17 protein-coding genes are annotated in these 17,489 nt (G+C 72.2%); 3 read left to right on the top strand and 14 right to left on the bottom strand.

Annotation, left to right across the window (positions count from 1 at the left end; translation table 11 throughout):
- Nucleotides 1-88: 88 nt before the first annotated feature.
- The 12 genes from DEJ43_RS32270 to DEJ43_RS32215 form a co-directional block, all read right to left on the bottom strand.
- Nucleotides 89-1,189, bottom strand: a complete 1,101-nt coding sequence (locus DEJ43_RS32270) for a polyprenyl synthetase family protein (RefSeq protein ID WP_181399407.1) — start codon at nucleotides 1,187-1,189, stop codon at nucleotides 89-91.
- A complete protein-coding gene (hpnE, locus tag DEJ43_RS32265) occupies nucleotides 1,186-2,586 on the bottom strand; it encodes a hydroxysqualene dehydroxylase HpnE (protein WP_015037630.1) in 1,401 nt (466 codons plus the stop codon). The genes DEJ43_RS32270 and hpnE overlap by 4 nt, the downstream gene beginning before the upstream one ends.
- Nucleotides 2,587-2,668: 82 nt before the next feature.
- Nucleotides 2,669-3,619, bottom strand: coding sequence for a presqualene diphosphate synthase HpnD (gene hpnD / locus DEJ43_RS32260; RefSeq protein ID WP_015037629.1), 951 nt, complete (start codon nucleotides 3,617-3,619; stop codon nucleotides 2,669-2,671).
- Nucleotides 3,616-4,527: a squalene synthase HpnC gene (gene hpnC / locus DEJ43_RS32255; RefSeq protein ID WP_015037628.1), complete on the bottom strand. Its 912-nt coding sequence runs from the start codon at nucleotides 4,525-4,527 to the stop codon at nucleotides 3,616-3,618. The genes hpnD and hpnC overlap by 4 nt, the downstream gene beginning before the upstream one ends.
- Before the next feature lie 315 nt (nucleotides 4,528-4,842).
- Nucleotides 4,843-5,490 (bottom strand): TetR/AcrR family transcriptional regulator, encoded by a 648-nt coding sequence (locus DEJ43_RS32250; RefSeq protein ID WP_015037627.1) that lies wholly within the window; start codon nucleotides 5,488-5,490, stop codon nucleotides 4,843-4,845.
- Nucleotides 5,491-5,598: 108 nt separating this feature from the next.
- Nucleotides 5,599-6,384 (bottom strand): ABC transporter ATP-binding protein, encoded by a 786-nt coding sequence (locus tag DEJ43_RS32245; RefSeq protein WP_015037626.1) that lies wholly within the window; start codon nucleotides 6,382-6,384, stop codon nucleotides 5,599-5,601.
- Nucleotides 6,377-7,306, bottom strand: coding sequence for an ABC transporter permease (locus DEJ43_RS32240; protein ID WP_015037625.1), 930 nt, complete (start codon nucleotides 7,304-7,306; stop codon nucleotides 6,377-6,379). The genes DEJ43_RS32245 and DEJ43_RS32240 overlap by 8 nt, the downstream gene beginning before the upstream one ends.
- A 49-nt stretch (nucleotides 7,307-7,355) precedes the next feature.
- The gene (locus tag DEJ43_RS32235; RefSeq protein WP_051026219.1) at nucleotides 7,356-8,201 is read right to left on the bottom strand and encodes a glycosyltransferase family 2 protein; all 846 of its coding nucleotides are present in this window, start codon (nucleotides 8,199-8,201) and stop codon (nucleotides 7,356-7,358) included.
- A 47-nt stretch (nucleotides 8,202-8,248) separates the two neighbouring features.
- A complete protein-coding gene (locus tag DEJ43_RS32230) occupies nucleotides 8,249-9,028 on the bottom strand; it encodes a CDP-alcohol phosphatidyltransferase family protein (protein WP_015037623.1) in 780 nt (259 codons plus the stop codon).
- Nucleotides 9,006-10,067, bottom strand: coding sequence for an iron-containing alcohol dehydrogenase family protein (locus DEJ43_RS32225; RefSeq protein WP_015037622.1), 1,062 nt, complete (start codon nucleotides 10,065-10,067; stop codon nucleotides 9,006-9,008). The genes DEJ43_RS32230 and DEJ43_RS32225 overlap by 23 nt, the downstream gene beginning before the upstream one ends.
- Complete coding sequence (locus DEJ43_RS32220) at nucleotides 10,055-10,792, bottom strand: phosphocholine cytidylyltransferase family protein (protein ID WP_015037621.1); 738 nt, start codon at nucleotides 10,790-10,792, stop codon at nucleotides 10,055-10,057. Before DEJ43_RS32220 ends, DEJ43_RS32225 begins: the two co-directional genes overlap by 13 nt.
- On the bottom strand, nucleotides 10,789-12,579 hold the full coding sequence (locus DEJ43_RS32215) for a DUF5941 domain-containing protein (protein ID WP_041663133.1): 1,791 nt from the start codon (nucleotides 12,577-12,579) through the stop codon (nucleotides 10,789-10,791). The genes DEJ43_RS32220 and DEJ43_RS32215 overlap by 4 nt, the downstream gene beginning before the upstream one ends.
- Nucleotides 12,580-12,995: 416 nt before the next feature.
- Between DEJ43_RS32215 and DEJ43_RS32210 the strand changes: the two genes are divergently transcribed.
- From DEJ43_RS32210 to idi, 3 genes are all read left to right on the top strand, one after another.
- Entirely contained in the window at nucleotides 12,996-13,937 is a 942-nt protein-coding gene (locus tag DEJ43_RS32210; protein ID WP_015037619.1) for a cation diffusion facilitator family transporter, read from the top strand.
- 195 nt (nucleotides 13,938-14,132) lie between these two features.
- Complete coding sequence (locus DEJ43_RS32205) at nucleotides 14,133-15,377, top strand: bifunctional class I SAM-dependent methyltransferase/N-acetyltransferase (RefSeq protein ID WP_015037617.1); 1,245 nt, start codon at nucleotides 14,133-14,135, stop codon at nucleotides 15,375-15,377.
- Between the two features lie 152 nt (nucleotides 15,378-15,529).
- Complete coding sequence (gene idi, locus DEJ43_RS32200) at nucleotides 15,530-16,150, top strand: isopentenyl-diphosphate Delta-isomerase (protein ID WP_041663131.1); 621 nt, start codon at nucleotides 15,530-15,532, stop codon at nucleotides 16,148-16,150.
- Here idi and DEJ43_RS32195 read toward each other — a convergent pair.
- A complete protein-coding gene (locus DEJ43_RS32195; RefSeq protein ID WP_015037615.1) occupies nucleotides 16,116-16,673 on the bottom strand; it encodes an ATP-binding protein in 558 nt (185 codons plus the stop codon). The genes idi and DEJ43_RS32195 overlap by 35 nt on opposite strands.
- A 94-nt stretch (nucleotides 16,674-16,767) precedes the next feature.
- Nucleotides 16,768-17,430, bottom strand: a complete 663-nt coding sequence (locus tag DEJ43_RS32190; protein WP_015037614.1) for an HdeD family acid-resistance protein — start codon at nucleotides 17,428-17,430, stop codon at nucleotides 16,768-16,770.
- Nucleotides 17,431-17,489: the final 59 nt, after the last annotated feature.

The following is a 17,489-nucleotide window of genomic DNA, read 5'->3' as shown; positions in this document are numbered from 1 at the left end:
CGGTTACTTCTGCTTCCACGGGTCTGCCGTCGGCCGGCGCCGGAAGGCACCGGCCGGCGACCGCGAACTCATATCAGGGTGATGGTGATCATCTCTTCCGTACGACGACGAAATCGGCCAGTGCGACGAGCTGCGCCCGCACGCGGGCGGGCATGTCGACCTCGTCCAGGGCCTCGATCGCCCTTCCGTGCTGGCGGCGGGCCTCCTGGGAGGTCCACTCGCGTCCTCCGGCCTCCTCGATGAGGGCCGCCCGGGCGGCGAACTCCTCCTCGGAGAAGGTGTCGAAGTCGTTGGACTTGGCGTCCGCGGCGAGCAGTTCGCCGAGCCGCTCGGACGCCTCGCCGCCCGCGGCGAGGGCGGCGACGACCGGCAGCGACTTCTTGCGCTGGCGCAGGTCGCTCCAGGTCTGCTTGCCGGTGGCCTCCGGGTCGCCCCAGATGCCGAGCAGGTCGTCGACGGCCTGGAAGGCGAGCCCGAGGTGGTACCCGTACTCCTCCAGCTTGTCGGCGGTGCGGTCGTCGGCGCCGCCGAGGACGGCGCCGATGGAGACGGCGCAGGCGAGCAGGGCGCCGGTCTTGTTGCCCTCCATCTCCAGGCACTCCTCGACGGTGACCCGCTCGCGGTGCTCGTAGGAGATGTCCTGGGCCTGGCCGTCGATGAGCTTGCGGCTGGCGGTGGTGAGCCGGCGGGTGGCCCGGCCGGCCTCGACGGTGCCGAGCTCCAGCAGGATCTCGTTGGCGAGGGCGAACAGCGCGTCGCCGACGAGGATGGCCTGCGCGGGGCCGTGCACCTTCCACACCGTGTCGCGGTGGCGGCGCTGCTCGTCCCCGTCCATCAGGTCGTCGTGGAGCAGCGAGAAGTTGTGGACGAGCTCCACGGCGACGGCGCCGGGGATGCCGACCTCGGGGGCGACGCCCGCGGCCTCGGCCGACAGCAGGGCGAGCGCGGGGCGGACGGCCTTGCCGCTGTCCCCCTCCGTGGGGTTGCCCTGCGCGTCGATCCAGCCGAAGTGGTAGGCGGCCACGGTGTCCATGGGCGGCGCGAGGCGGTCGACGGCCGCCCGCAGTACGGGGGTGGACAGCGTCCGCCCCCGCTCCAGCAGTGCGGACACGTCCGCGGTGTCGACGGCCGGATTACCCGGCGGCACAGTCGGCACGGTCTCTCCTCTTGTTCCGGTACTCACACTCATGCCGCCTCCTGCAGCGGATGGTCATGGCGGCGGCCGAGGGCGGAGAGCGCGGCGCCCGCGGCGCTGAAACCGCTGCGGACGGCACCCTCCATGGTCGCGGGCCAGCCGGTGGCGGTCCAGGCCCCGGCCAGGAAGAGCCCGGGCGCCTGGGTGCGGGCGCCGGGGCGGAGCCGGCCGACGCCCGGGGCGGGGGCGAACGTGGCCGTCCGCTCCCTGGTGACGAAGAAGTCGCGGATCCCGGCGCCTCGGGCGGCGGGCAGCAACCGCTCCAGCTCGGGGAGGTACTTCTCGCGCAGGGCGGCGACGGGTTCGTCGATCTCGTCCTGGGCGGCGGACTGGGAGACGGCGAGGTACTGGCCCTCGCCGGTGAGCCCGGAGGAGTCGGTGCGGTCGAAGACCCACTGCACCGGGGAGCCGAGGGCGGTGAAGAACGGCCGCTTCAGCACCTTGCGGTCGTAGACCACGTGCAGGTTGAGGATGGGCGCGGTGTCGATGTCGAGGAGCCGGTCGGGGTCGTCGAGCGCGCCCTCGGGGAGCAGGTCGTGGGTCTCGGTCTGCGGTACGGCGAGGACGACGGCGTCCGCGACGAGCGTCTCGCCCGGCACCTCGACGGCCCAGCGCCCGTCGTCGGTGCGGGAGATCCGCTCGGCCTTGGTCCGCAGCGCGGTCCGTACGCCGAGGGCGTCGAGTTCCTTCGCGGCCCGGGTGTCGTGGAGTTCGCCGAGCGGGACGTGGGCCCAGCCGATGTCGGCGGCGCCGGGCTCGGAGAGCAGGCCGGTCTTGAAGACCATCGCGGCGAGCCCCATGGAGGCCTGCGGGGCGGGGGCGTTGAGGGTGGGGATGCCGACCAGGTCCCAGAGGGCCTCGACGGTCCGTGGGGACTGGCCGTGCCGGCCGAGCCAGGTGGCGAAGTCGATGCCGTCGAGCGCCGGGTCGGCGGGGTCGAGCTTCTTCAGGGCGAGCGCGGCCCGGCCGACGGAGGCACGCTCGGCGAGCGAGAGGTGCGGGTACGTGGCGAGGCTGCGCGCGAGGTGCAGCGGTACGGGGAGGTTGTCGCGGCGGATCCGGCCGAGGCGCGGGCCGCGCGGGTGGCCGACGTCGAGGACGGGCACGTCGAGCCGGTCCTGCAGCGGGGCGAGGCGGGCGCCGTCGACCCGGTCGAGGAACCAGCGGTAGGCCGTGCAGCAGCGCAGGTAGACGTGCTGGCCGTTGTCGACGGTGAGGTCGCCGCGGCGGAAGGAGAACGCGAGGCCGCCGAGCCGGGGCCGGCCTTCGAGCAGGGTGACGCCGACGCCGGCCTCGGCGAGCTGCAGCGCGGCGGTGATGCCGGCGAGACCGCCGCCGACGACGACGGCGTGCGGCTGCCGGGTGCTCCGCTCGGTTCCTTCGTGGGTCACGCGGCCTCCGTTCGGGTCGTCGCGGGCAGGGACGCCGGGACGGCGCCGGGGGTTGCCCGGTGGGCGGGGGCGTACGGGCGCATCAGACACGCCTCCTGACGGTACGTCGGGCGATGTGGCGGGTGTCGAGGCCGGAGAGGCCGCGCACCGCGACGTACGCCTTCTCGCGGCCCGGCAGCGAGACGCGGCCGCGCAGCACGGCCTCGGGGTCGCGTTCGATCCGGTCGAGGAGGCGGCGGTAGATGCCGGCCATGGCGGCGACGCAGGCGCCGCTGCGCCGGTCGAGCATCGGCAGCAGCCGGTAGCCCTCGGCGAACAGGGCGCGGGCGCGGCGGACTTCGAAGTGGACGAGTCCGGCGAAGTCGGCCCCGGCGGGCGGGGTGTCGGAGCCGAAGCCGTCGGCGCAGCCGAACTTGGCCAGGTCGTCGGCGGGCAGGTACGTCCGCCCGTTCCCGGCGTCCTCGCGTACGTCCCTGAGGATGTTGGTGAGTTGGAGCGCGAGGCCCAGGGTGTCGGCGTACTCGGGGGCCCGGTCGGCGCCCCGGGCGCCGGGCTGGGTGCCGAAGACGCCCAGGGAGATCCGGCCGATGGCGCCAGCCACACAGCGACAGTAGACCTTGAGGTCGTCCCAGGTCTCGTACGTCTCGCCGCGGACGTCCATGAGGACGCCGTCGATGAGTTCGTCGAGTCCGCCGAGCGGGATCGGGAAGCGGCGGGCGGAGTCGGCGAGCGCGACGGCGACGGGGTCGGTGTCGTCCTCGTCGACCCCACCGGTGCGGACCCGGTCGAGCAGGGCGCGGGTGGCCTCAAGGCGCTCCCGCTTGGCCTCGGGCGCCAGGGTGCCGTCGCCGATGTCGTCGACGCGGCGGGAGAAGGCGTACAGGGCGGACATCGCCTGGCGCTTCTCGGTCGGCAGCAGCCGGATTCCGTAGGCGAAGTTCCGCGCCTGCTGTCCGGTGACCGCCTCGCAGTAGCTGTAGGCGGCCTGGACCGGTGCGGACGGCTCGGGCTGTGCCTCCACGGTCGCGCTCACCCCTCTCTCCGCGCCCGGAGCAGGACCGCTCCCACCTGGCGCATCAGGCTCGGCTTGGTGGCCTTCGGTGGGCCGGTCAGCACGTCGTGTCCGGCGTCGGTGATCGCGTCGAGCGCCGCGTGTCCGCCGCCGGTGAAGCCGGCGAGGAGCAGCCGGAGCCGGCCGTGGACGCTGCCGACGAGCGGGGTGCCCGCGTGGAGGAGGTCCCGGGCCCGGCCGGCCTCGAAGGCGATCAGGGCGCGCACGGAGGCTCCGGCGGTGGGCCGGGCGAGGTCGTCCTCGGTGACGTGGAAGCGCTTGAGGTCCTCGGCGGGGAGGTAGATCCGGTCGTTGCGGAGGTCCTCGGCGACGTCCTGGAGGTGCTCGACGAGCTGCAGGGCGGTGCAGATCTCGTCGGAGCGCCGGATCCGCTCGGGGGTGTCGGTGCCGGTGATCGCGAGGACGAGCCGGCCGACGGGGTTGGCGGAGAGCTCGCAGTAGGCGAGGAGGTCGTCGTAGGTCTCGTAGCGGCCGACCAGCTGGTCCTGGCGGTTGGCCGCGATCAGGCCGAGGAACGGCTCGGGGGTGAGCCCGCACCGGCGCACGGTGGGTACGAGTCCCTGAAGGAGGGGGTGGCGGGGCTCGCCGTCGAAGACGCGGCGGAGGTCGGTCTCGAAGGCGTCGAGGAAGGCGAGCCGGTCCTCGGCCGTCCGGGGGGCGAGGCCGAGGTGGCGGGCGTCGGCGCCGCCGGGGGCGAGGTCGCCGTCGCCGATGTCGTCGACGAGGCGGGCGAATCCGTAGACCGCCATCAGGTCGTCCCGCCAGGCCCTGGGCAGGAAGAACGGGGCCACGGGGAAGTTCTCGTCCGCGGCCTTGCCGAGGGTGGCGCGCGAGGAGGCGTCGGGGCGCGCCTGCCGGGTGTCCGTCACAGGTCACTGCCCGCCGGAGGGACGGCGAGACCCTCGTGGAGCTGGAGATTCTGCGTCATGGCCGTCACGTCTCCCGTTCTACACTGCCGATCCAATCCATCCTATTTCGGACACGCCGCCGACCCCTGCCCGTAGAGCCGTCGCCGGGAGGCCCCGATGGCCGTGGAGTATCGCCCTACTTGCCGCGAAACAGACCGGTCCAGCTTACGTTGTACGACGACCTTCGCCATTCCGGGGTGCCGGGCGCGCGGGACCTCACCCGTACGGGTTGTCAACCGCCGCGCGCCGTAAGGAAGTTCGGTCCCGACCAGGGCCTCAGAGGGCCCGCGTTCCGGACACGACCATGGCGAGGGTGGTCTCGACGACGGCGTTCCTCCGCTGCGCGGGAAGGCGGCGAAGGGGCCCGTCGAGCAGCAGAAGTGACAGTCCGTGCACGGCCGACCACGCTGCGGCACCGGCGGCGGGCCGCACCCCGGTCCTGGCGGTCCCGGCGCGGGCGAGGGCGTCAAGGGCCTCCCGGAGCAGGGTGAACGCGCGGATCTCGGGTTCGGTGGCCGGCCGCTCCGGCATCAGGAGTTCGGTGCCGGTCCTGCGGGGGACGCAGAAGGCGGCGCGGTAGAGGCCGGGCTGGTCGACGGCGAAGCCGACGTACCCCCGGCAGAGGGCGGCGAGTCGGCGCTCCGCCGCGAGGGCGGGGTCGTCGGCTCCGGGCTCGCGCCCGGCGGCCCGCTCCATGGCGTCGGCGAGGACGTGCTGGGCGTGCGCCCTGACGGTGCGGAGGAGTTCACCCCGTCCGTCGAAGTGCCGGTAGGCGGCGGTGGGCGAGACGCCGACCCGGCGGGCCGCCTCGCGCAGGACGACCCGTTCGGGGCCGCCCTCGGTGGCGAGGTCGACGGCCGCGCAGATCAGCGCGTTGCGCAGATCGCCGTGGTGGTAGGTCTTTCCCCCCGAGATCGCTGCCATGGGTTCATCCTGCCCGATGTTGCCAGCATGAACATTCCAGGTGACGGCACGACGCGCGGAAAACGACCGCCCCCACCGGAAGGGTGGGGGCGGCGCCTGAGCCGGGGGTCAGCGGGCGGTCTCCCGCTCGTAGGCCTTCAGTACCTCGTCCGTGGGCCCGTCCATCAGGAGCTGGCCCTTCTCCAGCCAGAGCACCCGGTCGCAGGTGTCCCGGATGGACTTGTTGCTGTGGCTCACCAGGAAGACCGTGCCGGCCTCCTTGCGGAGCTCGCGGATGCGCTCCTCGGAGCGGATCTGGAACTTGCGGTCACCGGTCGCGAGGGCCTCGTCGATGAGGAGCACGTCGTGGTTCTTGGCGGCCGCGATGGCGAAGCGGAGCCGGGCGCCCATGCCGGAGGAGTAGGTGCGCATGGGCAGGCTGATGAAGTCGCCCTTCTCGTTGATGCCGGAGAAGTCGACGATCCCCTGGTAGCGCGAGCGCACCTCCTCGCGGCTCATGCCCATGGCGAGCCCGCCCAGGATCACGTTGCGCTCACCGGTGAGGTCGTTCATGAGGGCCGCGTTGACGCCCAGGAGCGAGGGCTGGCCGTCCGTGTAGACCTTGCCGCTCTCGGTGGGGAGCAGTCCGGCGACGGCGCGCAGCAGCGTGGACTTGCCGGAGCCGTTGGAGCCGATGAGGCCGATGGCCTCGCCGCGGTAGGCGGTGAAGGTGACGCCGCGGACGGCGTGGACCTTGCGGACGCCCCGGGTGACCTCGGCCTTGCCGCGGCCGACGATGCGGCTGAGGGCCGCCGTGGCGCTGCCCTTGCCGCCGCCACCGGTGTTGACCCGGTAGACGATGTGGACGTCGTCGCAGATGACGGTGGGAACGTCGGACCGGTTGGTGTCAGCCACGGCCGTACCTCTCCTCGGCCTTCCAGAAGTAGATGAAGCCGCCGATGCCGAAGATCACGGCCCAGCCGAGCGCGGTCATCCAGACGTGCGAGGGCAGGTTCTCCGCGCCGTAGCCCTCGATGAGGGAGAAGCGGATCAGATCCATGTAGACGGCCGCCGGGTTGTACATGAGGACGTCGGCGATCCAGGCCGGCTTGTCGGCCAGCATCGCCGGGATCGAGAACATGACGCCCGACGCGTACATCCAGGTGCGCATGACGAACGGCATCAGCTGGGCGAGGTCGGGCGTCTTGGCACCCATCCGGGCCACGATCATGGCGAGTCCGACGTTGAAGACGAACTGCAGGAAGAGCGCGGGGATCAGCAGCAGCCAGCGGGCCGAGGGGTAGCTGCCGAACGAGATGGCGACCGCCACGAGCACGATCATCGAGAACAACAGCTGCTGGAGCTGCTGGAGGGAGAACGAGATCGGGAGCGTGGCGCGGGGGAAGTGCAGGGCCCTGACCAGGCCCAGGTTGCCCGAGATCGCCCGGACGCCGGCCATGACCGAGCTCTGGGTGAAGGTGAACACGAAGATGCCGGTGACCAGGAAGGGGATGTAGACCCCCTTGGTCATGCCGCGGCCGGCGTCCAGGATGAGCCCGAAGATCAGGTAGTAGACCAGGGCGTTCAGCAGCGGGGTCGCCACCTGCCACACCTGGCCGAGCTTGGCCTGGCTGTACTGCGAGGTCAGCTTCGCCGAGGAGAAGGCCAGGATGAAGTGGCGGCGGCTCCACAGCTCACGGACGTACTCGAACAGTCCGGGCCGCGCGCCGCTGACCGAGAGGCCGTACTTCGCCGCAAGCGCGGCCGGGGCCAGGCCCTCGTCGACGGACGGGGGCGCGCTCGTCGCGACCGCCCCGCCCTGCTGTGTGTCACTCACAAGTCGAAACTTTCGTGTTCAAGATGCGCGGCACGTCGGTACCACGATGTCAGACGACCGGGGGGCGACCCAGCCGGGTCAGCCGCCACACCGTACGCCACCTCATGGGGCGGCGCGGTCCGCAGGGGGTCGTCCAGCCGGCACGGAATCCGCCGCACCACGCCTTCAGCGCGGAGAGCGAGGGCCGACGGGCCAGGGTGAGCAGGAGCCAGACGCCGAGATACGCCGGCACCAGGGGCGCGGGCAGATTGCGGCGTGCCAGCCAGACTCGGTTGCGGGCCACGTTGAAGTGGTACGAGGCGTGCCGGGAGGGGGCTGTGGTGGGGTGCAACAGCACCATGTCCGCACGGTAGTCGATCATCCAGTCGGCGTCGAGCGCGCGCCAGGCGAGGTCGGTCTCCTCGTGCGCGTAGAAGAACTCGCCGGGCAGATCGCCGACTTCGGCGAAGACTTTGGTGCGGACGGCGTTGGCGCCGCCGAGGAAGGTCGTGACCCGCGAGGAGCGCAGCGGGTCGGAGGCCCGCAGCCGGGGCACGTGCCGGCGCTGGGTGACCCCGGTGACCGGGTCGGCGATCCGGAAGGTGATGATCCCGAGGTGCGGGTCGGCGGTGAAGGCCTGCCGGACCAGTTCGGCGGTGTCCGTGTGGGCGAGCAGCCCGTCGTCGTCGAGGAAGAGCAGGACGTCGACGTCGGTGCCGCCGGGGCCGAAGGCCTCGATGCCGACGTTCCGGCCGGCGGGGATGCCGACGTTCTCCGGGAGGTCCACGGTTCGCACCCAGTCGGGCACCCCGGAGACCGGGGTGCCCTGTCCGACGACGACGACCTCGACCGGGTCGCCCTGCTGCGCGGCGACCGAGTCGATCAGCGCGCGCAGGTCGTCGGGGCGGTCGCCCATCGTGATGACGACGGCTCCCACCTTGAGCGGCGAACTCACGGCCGGCCTCACTTCAGCCTGCTCGAAACCATGATCGACACGAGGTGCAGCACGGTCTGGAGCAGCGCGATGCCGGCGAGGACGGCGACACCGAGACGGCTGAAGAACAGGTCACCCCTGACCTGGTCGGCGATCGCCAGGACGACGATCAGCAGCGAGGCCTCGATGCCGAGGACCAGCCGGTGGAACTTCAGCGCCCCGGCGGCCCGGCGGGCCAGCGCCATGCCGGAGGAGCGCGGCTCGGACGCGGCCTCCTTGACCGGCGGCAGTCCGCCCTGGTGCCGGGCGACACCGACGAGGTCGGTCTCGGCCTTGATCAGGATGGCGCCGAGGGCGGCGAGGGTGCCGAGGAAGGCCCAGAGCCAGTCGATCCGGCCCGAGCCCCACAGGTCGGCGGCGCGCAGACCGAAGCCGACGAGCACGGCCGCGTCGCACAGATAGGCGCCGACCCGGTCCAGGTACACGCCGGAGAGCGAGAACTGCTTCTTCCAGCGGGCCACCTCGCCGTCGACGCAGTCGAGCAGCAGGTAGAGCTGGACCATGAGCGCGCCGAGCAGCGCCCCGGGGATCCCCGGCACCAGCAGCGCCGGTGCGGCGAGGACGCCCGCGAGCGTCATGACGTACGTGAGCTGGTTCGGCGTGATCCTGGTGCCGACGAGCTGCCGGGTGATCCTGAGCGAGATCTCCCGCATGTACAGGCGGCCGCCCCAGTGCTCCCCGCTGCGCCGGTCCTTCACACCCGGCGGGTGCACGACCGGGCGGAGCTCAGCTACCGATGGCTTTGGCATAGTCGGCGTACGCGTCCCTGATCTGGTCGTCGGACAGGTCGAGGTGTTCGAGGATGGTGAAGCGGCCCGGCCGGGTCTGCGGGGCGAAGGACACCGCCTGGACGAACTCGTCCACGGTGAAGCCCATCTCCTCCGGCACGACGGGCAGGCCGTGCCGGCGCAGGGTCTCGACCATCTGCGCGGAGCCGTCGCGGGCCCCGCGCAGGTGCATCGCGAAGGCCGCGCCGAGACCGCACTGCTCTCCGTGGCTGGCCGCGCGGGCCGGGAAGAGCAGGTCGAAGGCGTGGCTGATCTCGTGGCAGGCGCCCGAGGAGGGGCGGCTGTCCCCGCTGATCGACATGGCGATGCCGGACATCACCAGGCCCTCGGAGAGGCTGACGAGGAAGTCGTCGTCGCCGACGCCGCCGGGGTGGCGGAGCACGGCCTCGCCGGCGCTGCGGGCCATCGCGGCCGCGAGGCCGTCGACGGGCTCCCCGGTCACCTGGTGGGAGAGCTCCCAGTCGGCGATGGCGGAGATGTTCGAGATGGCGTCGCCGATGCCGGAGCGCACGAAGCGGACCGGGGCGTCCCTGATCACGTCCAGGTCGATGACGAGGGCGATCGGGGTGGGCACCCCGTAGGAGCCGCGGCCGTTGTCGTTGTCCAGGGTCGAGATCGGCGAGCAGATCCCGTCGTGCGACAGGTTGGTGGCGATGGCCACCAGCGGCAGCCCGACCCGGGCCGCCGCGTACTTGGTCACGTCGATGATCTTGCCGCCGCCGAGGGCGACCACGGCGTCGTACCGCTTGCCGCGCATCGCGTCGGCGAGCTTCACGGCCTCGTCGATGGTGCCGCCGGCGACCGGGTACCAGTCGGCGCCCGGGAGCTCGGGGCCGAAGTGGTCACGCAGCTTGAGGCCCGAGCCGCCGCTGATGGCGACGGCGATCTTGCCGTTGCTGGAGATCCGCTGGTCCGCGAGGAGCGCGGCCAGGTCGTCCATCGCTCCCCTGCGGATGTCGACGACGACCGGCGAGGGGATCAGCCGGGTCAGTACTGGCACGCGATCTCACGGCCCTTCGCGAGGTCGTCGTGGTTGTCGATCTCGACCCACTTGACGTCACCGATGGGCTCGACGTCGACGGTGAAGCCGCGGTGGACGAGCTCCTGGTAGCCGTCCTCGTAGTACAGGTCGGGGTCGCGCTCGAAGGTGGCCTTGAGGGCGTCGGCGAGCTCCTCGGCGGCCTCGGCCTCGATGAGGGTGACGCCGATGTACTCACCGGTGGCGGTGGCCGGGTCCATCAGCTTGGTGATGCGCTGGACGCCCTTGCCCTCGGCGGTGATGACCTTCATCTCCTCGTCGGCGAGGTGCTTCACCGTGTCGAGGGCGAGGATGATCTTCTTGCCGTCGCCGCGGGCGGCGAGCAGGGTCTTCTCGACGGAGACCGGGTGGACGGTGTCGCCGTTGGCGAGGATCACACCGCGCTTGAGGACCTCACGGGCGCACCACAGGGAGTAGGCGTTGTTCCACTCCTCGGCCTTGTCGTTGTCGACGAGGGTGAGCTTGAGGCCGTACTTCGCCTCCAGGGCCTCCTTGCGGTCGTAGACGGCCTCCTTGCGGTAGCCGACGACGATCGCGACCTCGGTGAGGCCGATCTCGGCGAAGTTCTTCAGCGTGAGGTCGAGGATCGTGGTCTCGCCGTCGACCGGCACGAGGGCCTTCGGGAGCGTGTCGGTGTAGGGGCGCAGTCGCCGTCCGGCACCGGCTGCGAGTACGAGGCCGATCATGCTGTTTCTCCTTCGTCGTGAACGGCGGGTGCTCCGGAGGAGACCCAGAAGCGGATGGACTCCACGAGCACCACGAGGGCGACGGCCACCGCGAGAGCGGTCAGAGCCAGGGTGAAGTCGTCGCCGCGGTCCGCCAGGAGGGCGGCGAGGACGGTCACCAGGAGCGTCCGCCCCTCGTGTCCGCCGGTGACGCGCACCAGCCAGGCGGGCGGTGCGCCGGTGCCCCCGCGAATGCGGTACACCGTGTCGTAGTGATGGTAGGCGACGGCCGCGACCAGGCCGAACGCCGCGGGAAGGGCCTGCGGCTCGTCGGACCGGGCCGCGAGCACGAGCACGGTCGTGTACTCGGCGGCGCGGAAGACCGGCGGCACGAGCCAGTCGAGGGCGCCCTTGAGGGGGCGGGCGACGGCCGCGGCGGAGAACACCACGTAGAAGACCGCGGCGACGATGACCTGGCGGGAGCCGAAGGGGCGACCGAGGACCGCGGCGAGCAGCGCGCCCGAGGCGATCAGCGCGAGGACGAGCGGCTGGAGCCGGACGATGCCGGTGCGGCTCAGCTGACCGCGCACCACGTCGGCCAGCGGCCCGGAGTCCGCGAGGTCGGCCAGCGCCTGGGCGGCCCGGTCGGTGCGCCGCGCCTTGCGGGTCACGGAGCGCAGGACGCGGCCGGCCGTGGTGTAGCAGGCGCCGAACGCGCAGCCGATGATCAGGGCCCAGAAGACGATCCGGGGGGTGGTGAAGGCGGTGAGCACGGCGATCATCGCCCAGCGCTCGCCGATCGGCAGGATGATCATGCGCCGGGCCCAGACGGTCCAGCCGAGGCCGTCGAGCCGGTCGGAGAGGGCCGCGGTGGGGCTCGTGTTGGCGGTGGCGTCGTGGTTGGCCTCGTTGAACGAGAAGTCGACCACGTGCCGGCAGGTCATCAGGATCATCGCGCCGAGGGCCAGGGCCCACACGTCGTCGCCGCCGCGTGCGGCGCCGAGGGCGAGGCCCGCGTAGAAGGCGTACTCCTTGGCGCGGTCGAAGGTGGCGTCGAGCCAGGCGCCCATCGTCGAGTACTTCAGCGCGTACCGGGCGAGCTGCCCGTCGGTGCAGTCGAGGACGAAGGAGACGAGGAGCAGGACGCCGGCGGCGACGTAGCCGCCGCGCTCGCCGGTCGCCGCGCAGCCGGCCGCGATCAGGGCGGTGAGCAGCGAGGCGGTGGTGACCTGGTTGGGGGTCAGGCCGCGGCGCGCGCACCAGCGGGCGATGTAGCGCGAGTACGGGCTGATGAAGAAGGTGGTGAAGAAGCCGTCGTGGGCCTTGACGGCGGAGCGGAGGCGTACGGCCTCGTCGTCGACGGCGGCGACGGCGGCGCGGGCCGCGTGGCGGGCCTCGGCGTCGGTGGGGACGGTGGCGACCAGGGTGCCGAGCTGGGGGCGGTGCACGCTGACGCCGTCGGCGTCGAGCGCGTCGGCGAGCGCCCCGGTGAGGTCGTCGGTGCCGGCGTCCCCGGCGGCGCCGAGGGCGCGGGCGAGGGCGGGGCGGGCCCCGCTCTGCGCGGTGATCGCGCCGGGTGCGGCGGCGGCGGGGAACCGGGGGTCGGTGAGGGCGAGGCGCAGCGCGTGCACGTGTCCGACGAACCGGGGGTCGACGAGTGCGACGCGCTCACCGGCGGGGACGGCGGACAGCAGGGCGCCGGCGTCCTCGGCGCCGGAGGCGGCCTTGACGTCGAAGCCGAGCGACCGCAGATCTCCGTCGAGCGAGGATCCGGGTGCCGGCGGGCCGGTCAGGATGGCGGTCGACAGACGAACTCACTCCTTGGAGCTGACGGAGGGGCCGGGCGGGGCCCATGGCGGCCCCGAGCGCGGCGGTGCGGCCCGGCACCGGGCGGCGACACGTCGGCTGAGGCTATCGGATGAACGGAGCGTGAGTTCACCGAGGCTTTGCGGGCAGGACTCCCCCGGGCCCACCCGTGTCCGCACGGCCGCGCCCGTCCTTGCGGAGATCATCATGGGCGATCGGTGGCCCGCCTCACAAAACGAGGGGTGCGCGCCCCTACGGGCGCTGTGGGCGACGGCATCCCGCCATGGCCGGTCCTGATCGCATCGTCGCAGGTCAGAGCATATGACAACGGTGTTCAGTACCGTGTTGCACATACCCCCCACCCGTAGTTCACTTGCGTCTCGGGGCAGATGCCACGACACGACCTGGAGGCCACGTCATGGGGGCTGGACACGACCACGGGCACAGCCACGGAGGCCCGCCGCCGACGGGCACGGCCGGGGCCGCGTACAAGAACAGGCTGCGGATCGCGCTCGGCATCACGCTCTCCGTGATGGTGATCGAGATCATCGGCGGCGTGGTCGCCGACTCGCTCGCCCTGATCGCCGACGCGGCGCACATGGCGACCGACGCGGTCGGCCTGGCGATGGCGCTGCTCGCGATCCACTTCGCCAACCGGCCCCCGTCGGGGAACCGCACCTTCGGGTACGCGCGGGCCGAGATCCTGGCGGCCCTCGCCAACTGTCTGCTGCTGCTCGGCGTCGGCGGTTACGTGCTGTACGAGGCGGTCCAGCGGTTCCTGGAGCCGGCCGAGACCAAGGGCGGTCTGGCGATCGCGTTCGCGGTGATCGGTCTGGTCGCCAACGTGATCTCGCTGTCGCTGCTCATGCGGGGCCAGAAGGACAGCCTCAATGTGCGCGGGGCGTATCTGGAGGTGATGGCGGACGCCCTGGGCTCGGTCACCGTGATCGTCGCGGCCGGCATCATCCTGGCCACGGGCTGGCAGTACGCCGACCCGATCGCGTCCATCGTCATCGGTCTGATGATCGTCCCGCGGACGGTCAAGCTGCTGCGCGAGACCCTGGACGTGCTCCTGGAGGCGGCGCCCAAGGGCGTCGACATGGCGGAGGTACGGGCCCACATCCTGGCCCTGCCGGGGGTCGAGGACGTCCACGACCTGCACGCCTGGACGATCACCTCGGGCATGCCGGTGCTCTCCGCGCACGTGGTCGTGGACCAGGGCGCGCTGGACTCGGTCGGGCACGAGAAGATGCTGCACTCGCTCCAGGGCTGCCTCGGCTCCCACTTCGACGTGGAGCACTGCACCTTCCAGCTGGAGCCGGTCGGGCACGCGGAGCACGAGGCGAAGCTGTGTCTCTGACCGGGGACGACTGTTAGTCTCTTCGTACGAACGCGTGGAGAGAGGAGCTGAGGTTGATGACCGTCGCGATGGAGGCTGCCCCGAGCGGCAGCACCCGGTCCTTCCTCAGCCTCCGGGTCTCCGGCTGACCTGATCCCGGTTCCCACCGGTCCTTCACGTCGTCGGCCGGGGCCCTCTCACCAAGGGTTTCCCACGTTGTCCGACAACACTTCGTACGACTCCTTCTTCGCCCTGCACCACGGTCTTCCGCGGCAGGGACCCGGCTCCGACGCCACCACGCGTCGGCTCCTCGCGCTCTGCGGGCAGCTGCCCGAGCGTCCGCGGGTGCTCGACCTGGGCTGCGGCCCGGGCCGCTCCGCCCTGCTCCTGGCCGCTGCGGGCGCCGAGGTGACCGCCGTCGACCTCCACGAACCGTTCCTCGCGGAACTGCGGGAGTCCGCCGCGGCCCGCGGGCTCGACGGCTCGATCCGTACCCTCCGCGCCGACATGGGCGCACTGCCGTTCCCCGACGGCTCCTTCGACCTGGTCTGGGCCGAGAGCTCGGTCTTCGTGCTCGGCTTCGACCGGGCGCTCGCCGAGTGGCGCAGGCTGCTCGCGCCGGGCGGGACGCTGGTGCTCACCGAGTGCCTGTGGACCTCCGAGGAGCCGGCCGCCGAGGCCCGCGCCTTCTGGGACGAGCACTACCCGCTCCGCTCCCTCGCCGGTAACACCGCGGCGGCGGTCGAGGCGGGCTATCACGTCCTCGGGACCCTCCTCCAGCCCGAGAGCGACTGGGACGAGTACTACGGTCCGCTGGGGGCGCACGCCGACGCGGCGGACCTCACCCGGCCCGGCATGGCCGAGGCGGTGGCCGGCGCCCGCGCCGAGATCGCCTTGCGGCGCGCGCACGGCTCCGACTTCGGGTACGCGGGATTCGTCCTGCGGCCCGCGGACCCGCGCTGGCGCACGCGTCAGGAGACCGCCGAGGACGTCCCGGCGGTCCGGCCGCTCGTGGCGGCCGCCTTCGGCTCGGAGGCGGAGGCCGACCTGGTCGACGCGCTCCGGCGGGACCCCGGCGCCTGGCTGCCGGGCCTGTCGTACGTGGCCGAGGCCCCCGACGGCTCGGTCGCGGCGCACGCCCTGATCACCCGCTGCCGGGTGGACGGCGCCCCCGCGGCGGCGCTCGCCCCGGTCTCGGTCGCGCCGGCGCACCAGCGGACGGGGGCCGGGCAGGCCGTCGTCCGGGCGGTGCTCGACGCGGCCCGGCTGAGCGGTGAGCCGCTGGTCCTGGTGCTGGGCCATCCGGAGTACTACCCGAGGTTCGGGTTCGTACGTGCGTCTGAGTATGGAATCAGGCCAGGTTTCGAGGTGCCGGACGAGGCGATGATGGCGCTCGTCCTCGACGACTCCGTGCCCGTTCCGTCCGGCACGATCGCCTATCCGGCGGCTTTCGGCGTCTGACCGCCGCGTGTCCCGTCTCCGCTCCCGCCGCGCCGGATGTACTCCGGTGCGGTGGGAGCGGCCACGTCCGGCCTCCGAAGTACGGACAAGCCGCTTTTGTACGGCAGACTGAGGTGGCCCCGCCGGGGCGAGGACCGAAGCGAAGGATGGGTATGCCGACCACACCAGCCACCGCGACTCAGATCTCGCCGGAGATCTCGTCGAACGGTGTCCAGCCGTCCGGAGCCCCGGCGCCGATCATGCTCGAACTGGTCGACGAGGACGGGACGACCATCGGGACGGCGGAGAAGCTCGCCGCCCACCAGGCCCCCGGCCTGCTGCACCGCGCGTTCTCCGTCTTCCTGTTCGACGAGTCGGGCCGGCTGCTGCTGCAGCGCCGCGCGCTCGGCAAGTACCACTCCCCCGGCGTCTGGTCGAACACCTGCTGCGGCCACCCCTACCCGGGTGAGGCGCCGTTCGCCGCGGCGGCCCGCCGGACCTTCGAGGAGCTCGGCGTCTCCCCCACCCTCCTCGCGGAGGCGGGCACCGTCCGCTACAACCACCCGGACCCGGCCTCCGGCCTGGTGGAGCAGGAGTTCAACCACCTCTTCGTCGGTCTCGTGCAGGCCGACCCGCGGCCGGACCCGGAGGAGATCGAGGACACGGCCTTCGTGACCGCCGCCGAGCTGGCCGAGCGCCACGCCGCCGCGCCCTTCTCCGCCTGGTTCATGACGGTGCTGGACGCGGCGCGTCCGGCGGTCAGGGAACTGACGGGTCCGGCCGGGGGCTGGTGACCATCGGCTGGTGCGCCGCCGCTCCCGGCCCCGGTGCCATCGGGGCCAGGGGCAGCGCCGCCCAGATGATCTTGCCGCCGCTCGCGGTGTGCTCGACATCGCAGGCGCCGCCGGACTCCAGGGCGATCTCGCGGACCAGCAGCAGCCCGCGGCCGCCGGTCTGCCCGTAGTCCGCCTCCAGGGCCTTGGGGCGGTACGGGTGGTTGTCCTCGACGGAGACCCGGATCCACTCGGGGCCGATGGCCACTTCCACCGCTATCTCAGGGGACAGCAGCGCCGCGTGCCGCACGGCGTTGGTGACCAGCTCGGAGACGATCAGCAGCAGGCCGTCCATGATCTCCTCATGGAGCGGGACGGCCTGGCGGACCAGCAGGTCGCGTACGGCGTGCCGGGCCTGCGGGACGGAGACGTCGACCGCGGCAGCGGTGAAGCGCCAGACTCCTTCGTAGGACGGTTGCCGGGCGGGGCCACCCCCGTGGTTCTCCACGGTACGGTTCCCACCCTCGTGCTCGATTCTCGCCACGGATCGAGTCTTGGCAATGCGCGCGGGCGGACCGGCCTACTGACCAGAAGTCGACACTTATCGGCCGCATTTTGATCGCGTGAGTATGCCGATGTCAGTTGTTCGACTGATCGGGTCCGCTTTCTGACGGCTCCGGGGGCCTGTCGGGCAGCGGCGTCGGCGACACCATACCGACGATCCGCCGGCCGCCCACTCCGATCGCGATCAGACCGAGGCCGTCGAAGAGCAGCGCGAGCGAGAAGAAGACCCCGAGGACGTACCGGCTGCTGTCCGGCCAGTCGAACAGCACGAGCAGACCGAGCAGCAGTCCGAAGGCACCCTGGAGCAGGGTCCAGCCGAACTGCGGCCCGCGCACCACCACGCTGCCCACCAGCCGGAACACCCCGCCGGTCAGGAAGAGCAGGGCGGCGAACATGGTCAGCGCCTCGGCCGTGCCCTCCGGGTGACGGATCACCACCACACCGGCCGCGATGTTCAGCGCGGCCACCACCACGGCGAGCCAGAAGTAGCTGGTGCCGCGTGACTGGATCGCCTGGAGCAGTCCGACGACACCGCCGATCAGCAGCAGCCAGCCGAAGAGCAGCATCGAGGTCAAGGTCGCGGCGGCGGTGTAGATCAGACCGACGACACCGCCGATGACCAGCAGCGCGCCGAGGGCGGCCAGCCAGCTGAAGCTCCTGCTGAGCCGCTTCCCCTCGCGTGCCATCGCGCGGACCTGGTCCGGGGCCCCGTCCGGGGCGTGGGCGTCCTTGGCCATGCCGTGCCTCCTCGGCGCAGACCCCTTCCTGATCGTACGTTCGGGTCCGGCGGATAGCA

Source organism: Streptomyces venezuelae ATCC 10712 (genome assembly GCF_008639165.1).
GTDB lineage: Bacteria > Actinomycetota > Actinomycetes > Streptomycetales > Streptomycetaceae > Streptomyces > Streptomyces venezuelae.
This window is presented reverse-complemented; position numbering and strand designations above follow the sequence as displayed.

What these genes read in the sequence shown, in the direction of transcription:
- DEJ43_RS32270 (WP_181399407.1), bottom strand. Translation starts at nt 1,189, where the DNA reads ATGAGTGTGAGTACCGGAACAAGAGGAGAGACCGTGCCGACTGTGCCG.
- DEJ43_RS32250 (WP_015037627.1), bottom strand. Translation starts at nt 5,490, where the DNA reads ATGGCAGCGATCTCGGGGGGAAAGACCTACCACCACGGCGATCTGCGC.
- DEJ43_RS32235 (WP_051026219.1), bottom strand. Translation starts at nt 8,201, where the DNA reads ATGGGCGACCGCCCCGACGACCTGCGCGCGCTGATCGACTCGGTCGCC.
- DEJ43_RS32230 (WP_015037623.1), bottom strand. Translation starts at nt 9,028, where the DNA reads ATGCCAAAGCCATCGGTAGCTGAGCTCCGCCCGGTCGTGCACCCGCCG.
- DEJ43_RS32220 (WP_015037621.1), bottom strand. Translation starts at nt 10,792, where the DNA reads ATGATCGGCCTCGTACTCGCAGCCGGTGCCGGACGGCGACTGCGCCCC.
- DEJ43_RS32210 (WP_015037619.1), top strand. Translation starts at nt 12,996, where the DNA reads ATGGGGGCTGGACACGACCACGGGCACAGCCACGGAGGCCCGCCGCCG.
- idi (WP_041663131.1), top strand. Translation starts at nt 15,530, where the DNA reads ATGCCGACCACACCAGCCACCGCGACTCAGATCTCGCCGGAGATCTCG.
- DEJ43_RS32190 (WP_015037614.1), bottom strand. Translation starts at nt 17,430, where the DNA reads ATGGCCAAGGACGCCCACGCCCCGGACGGGGCCCCGGACCAGGTCCGC.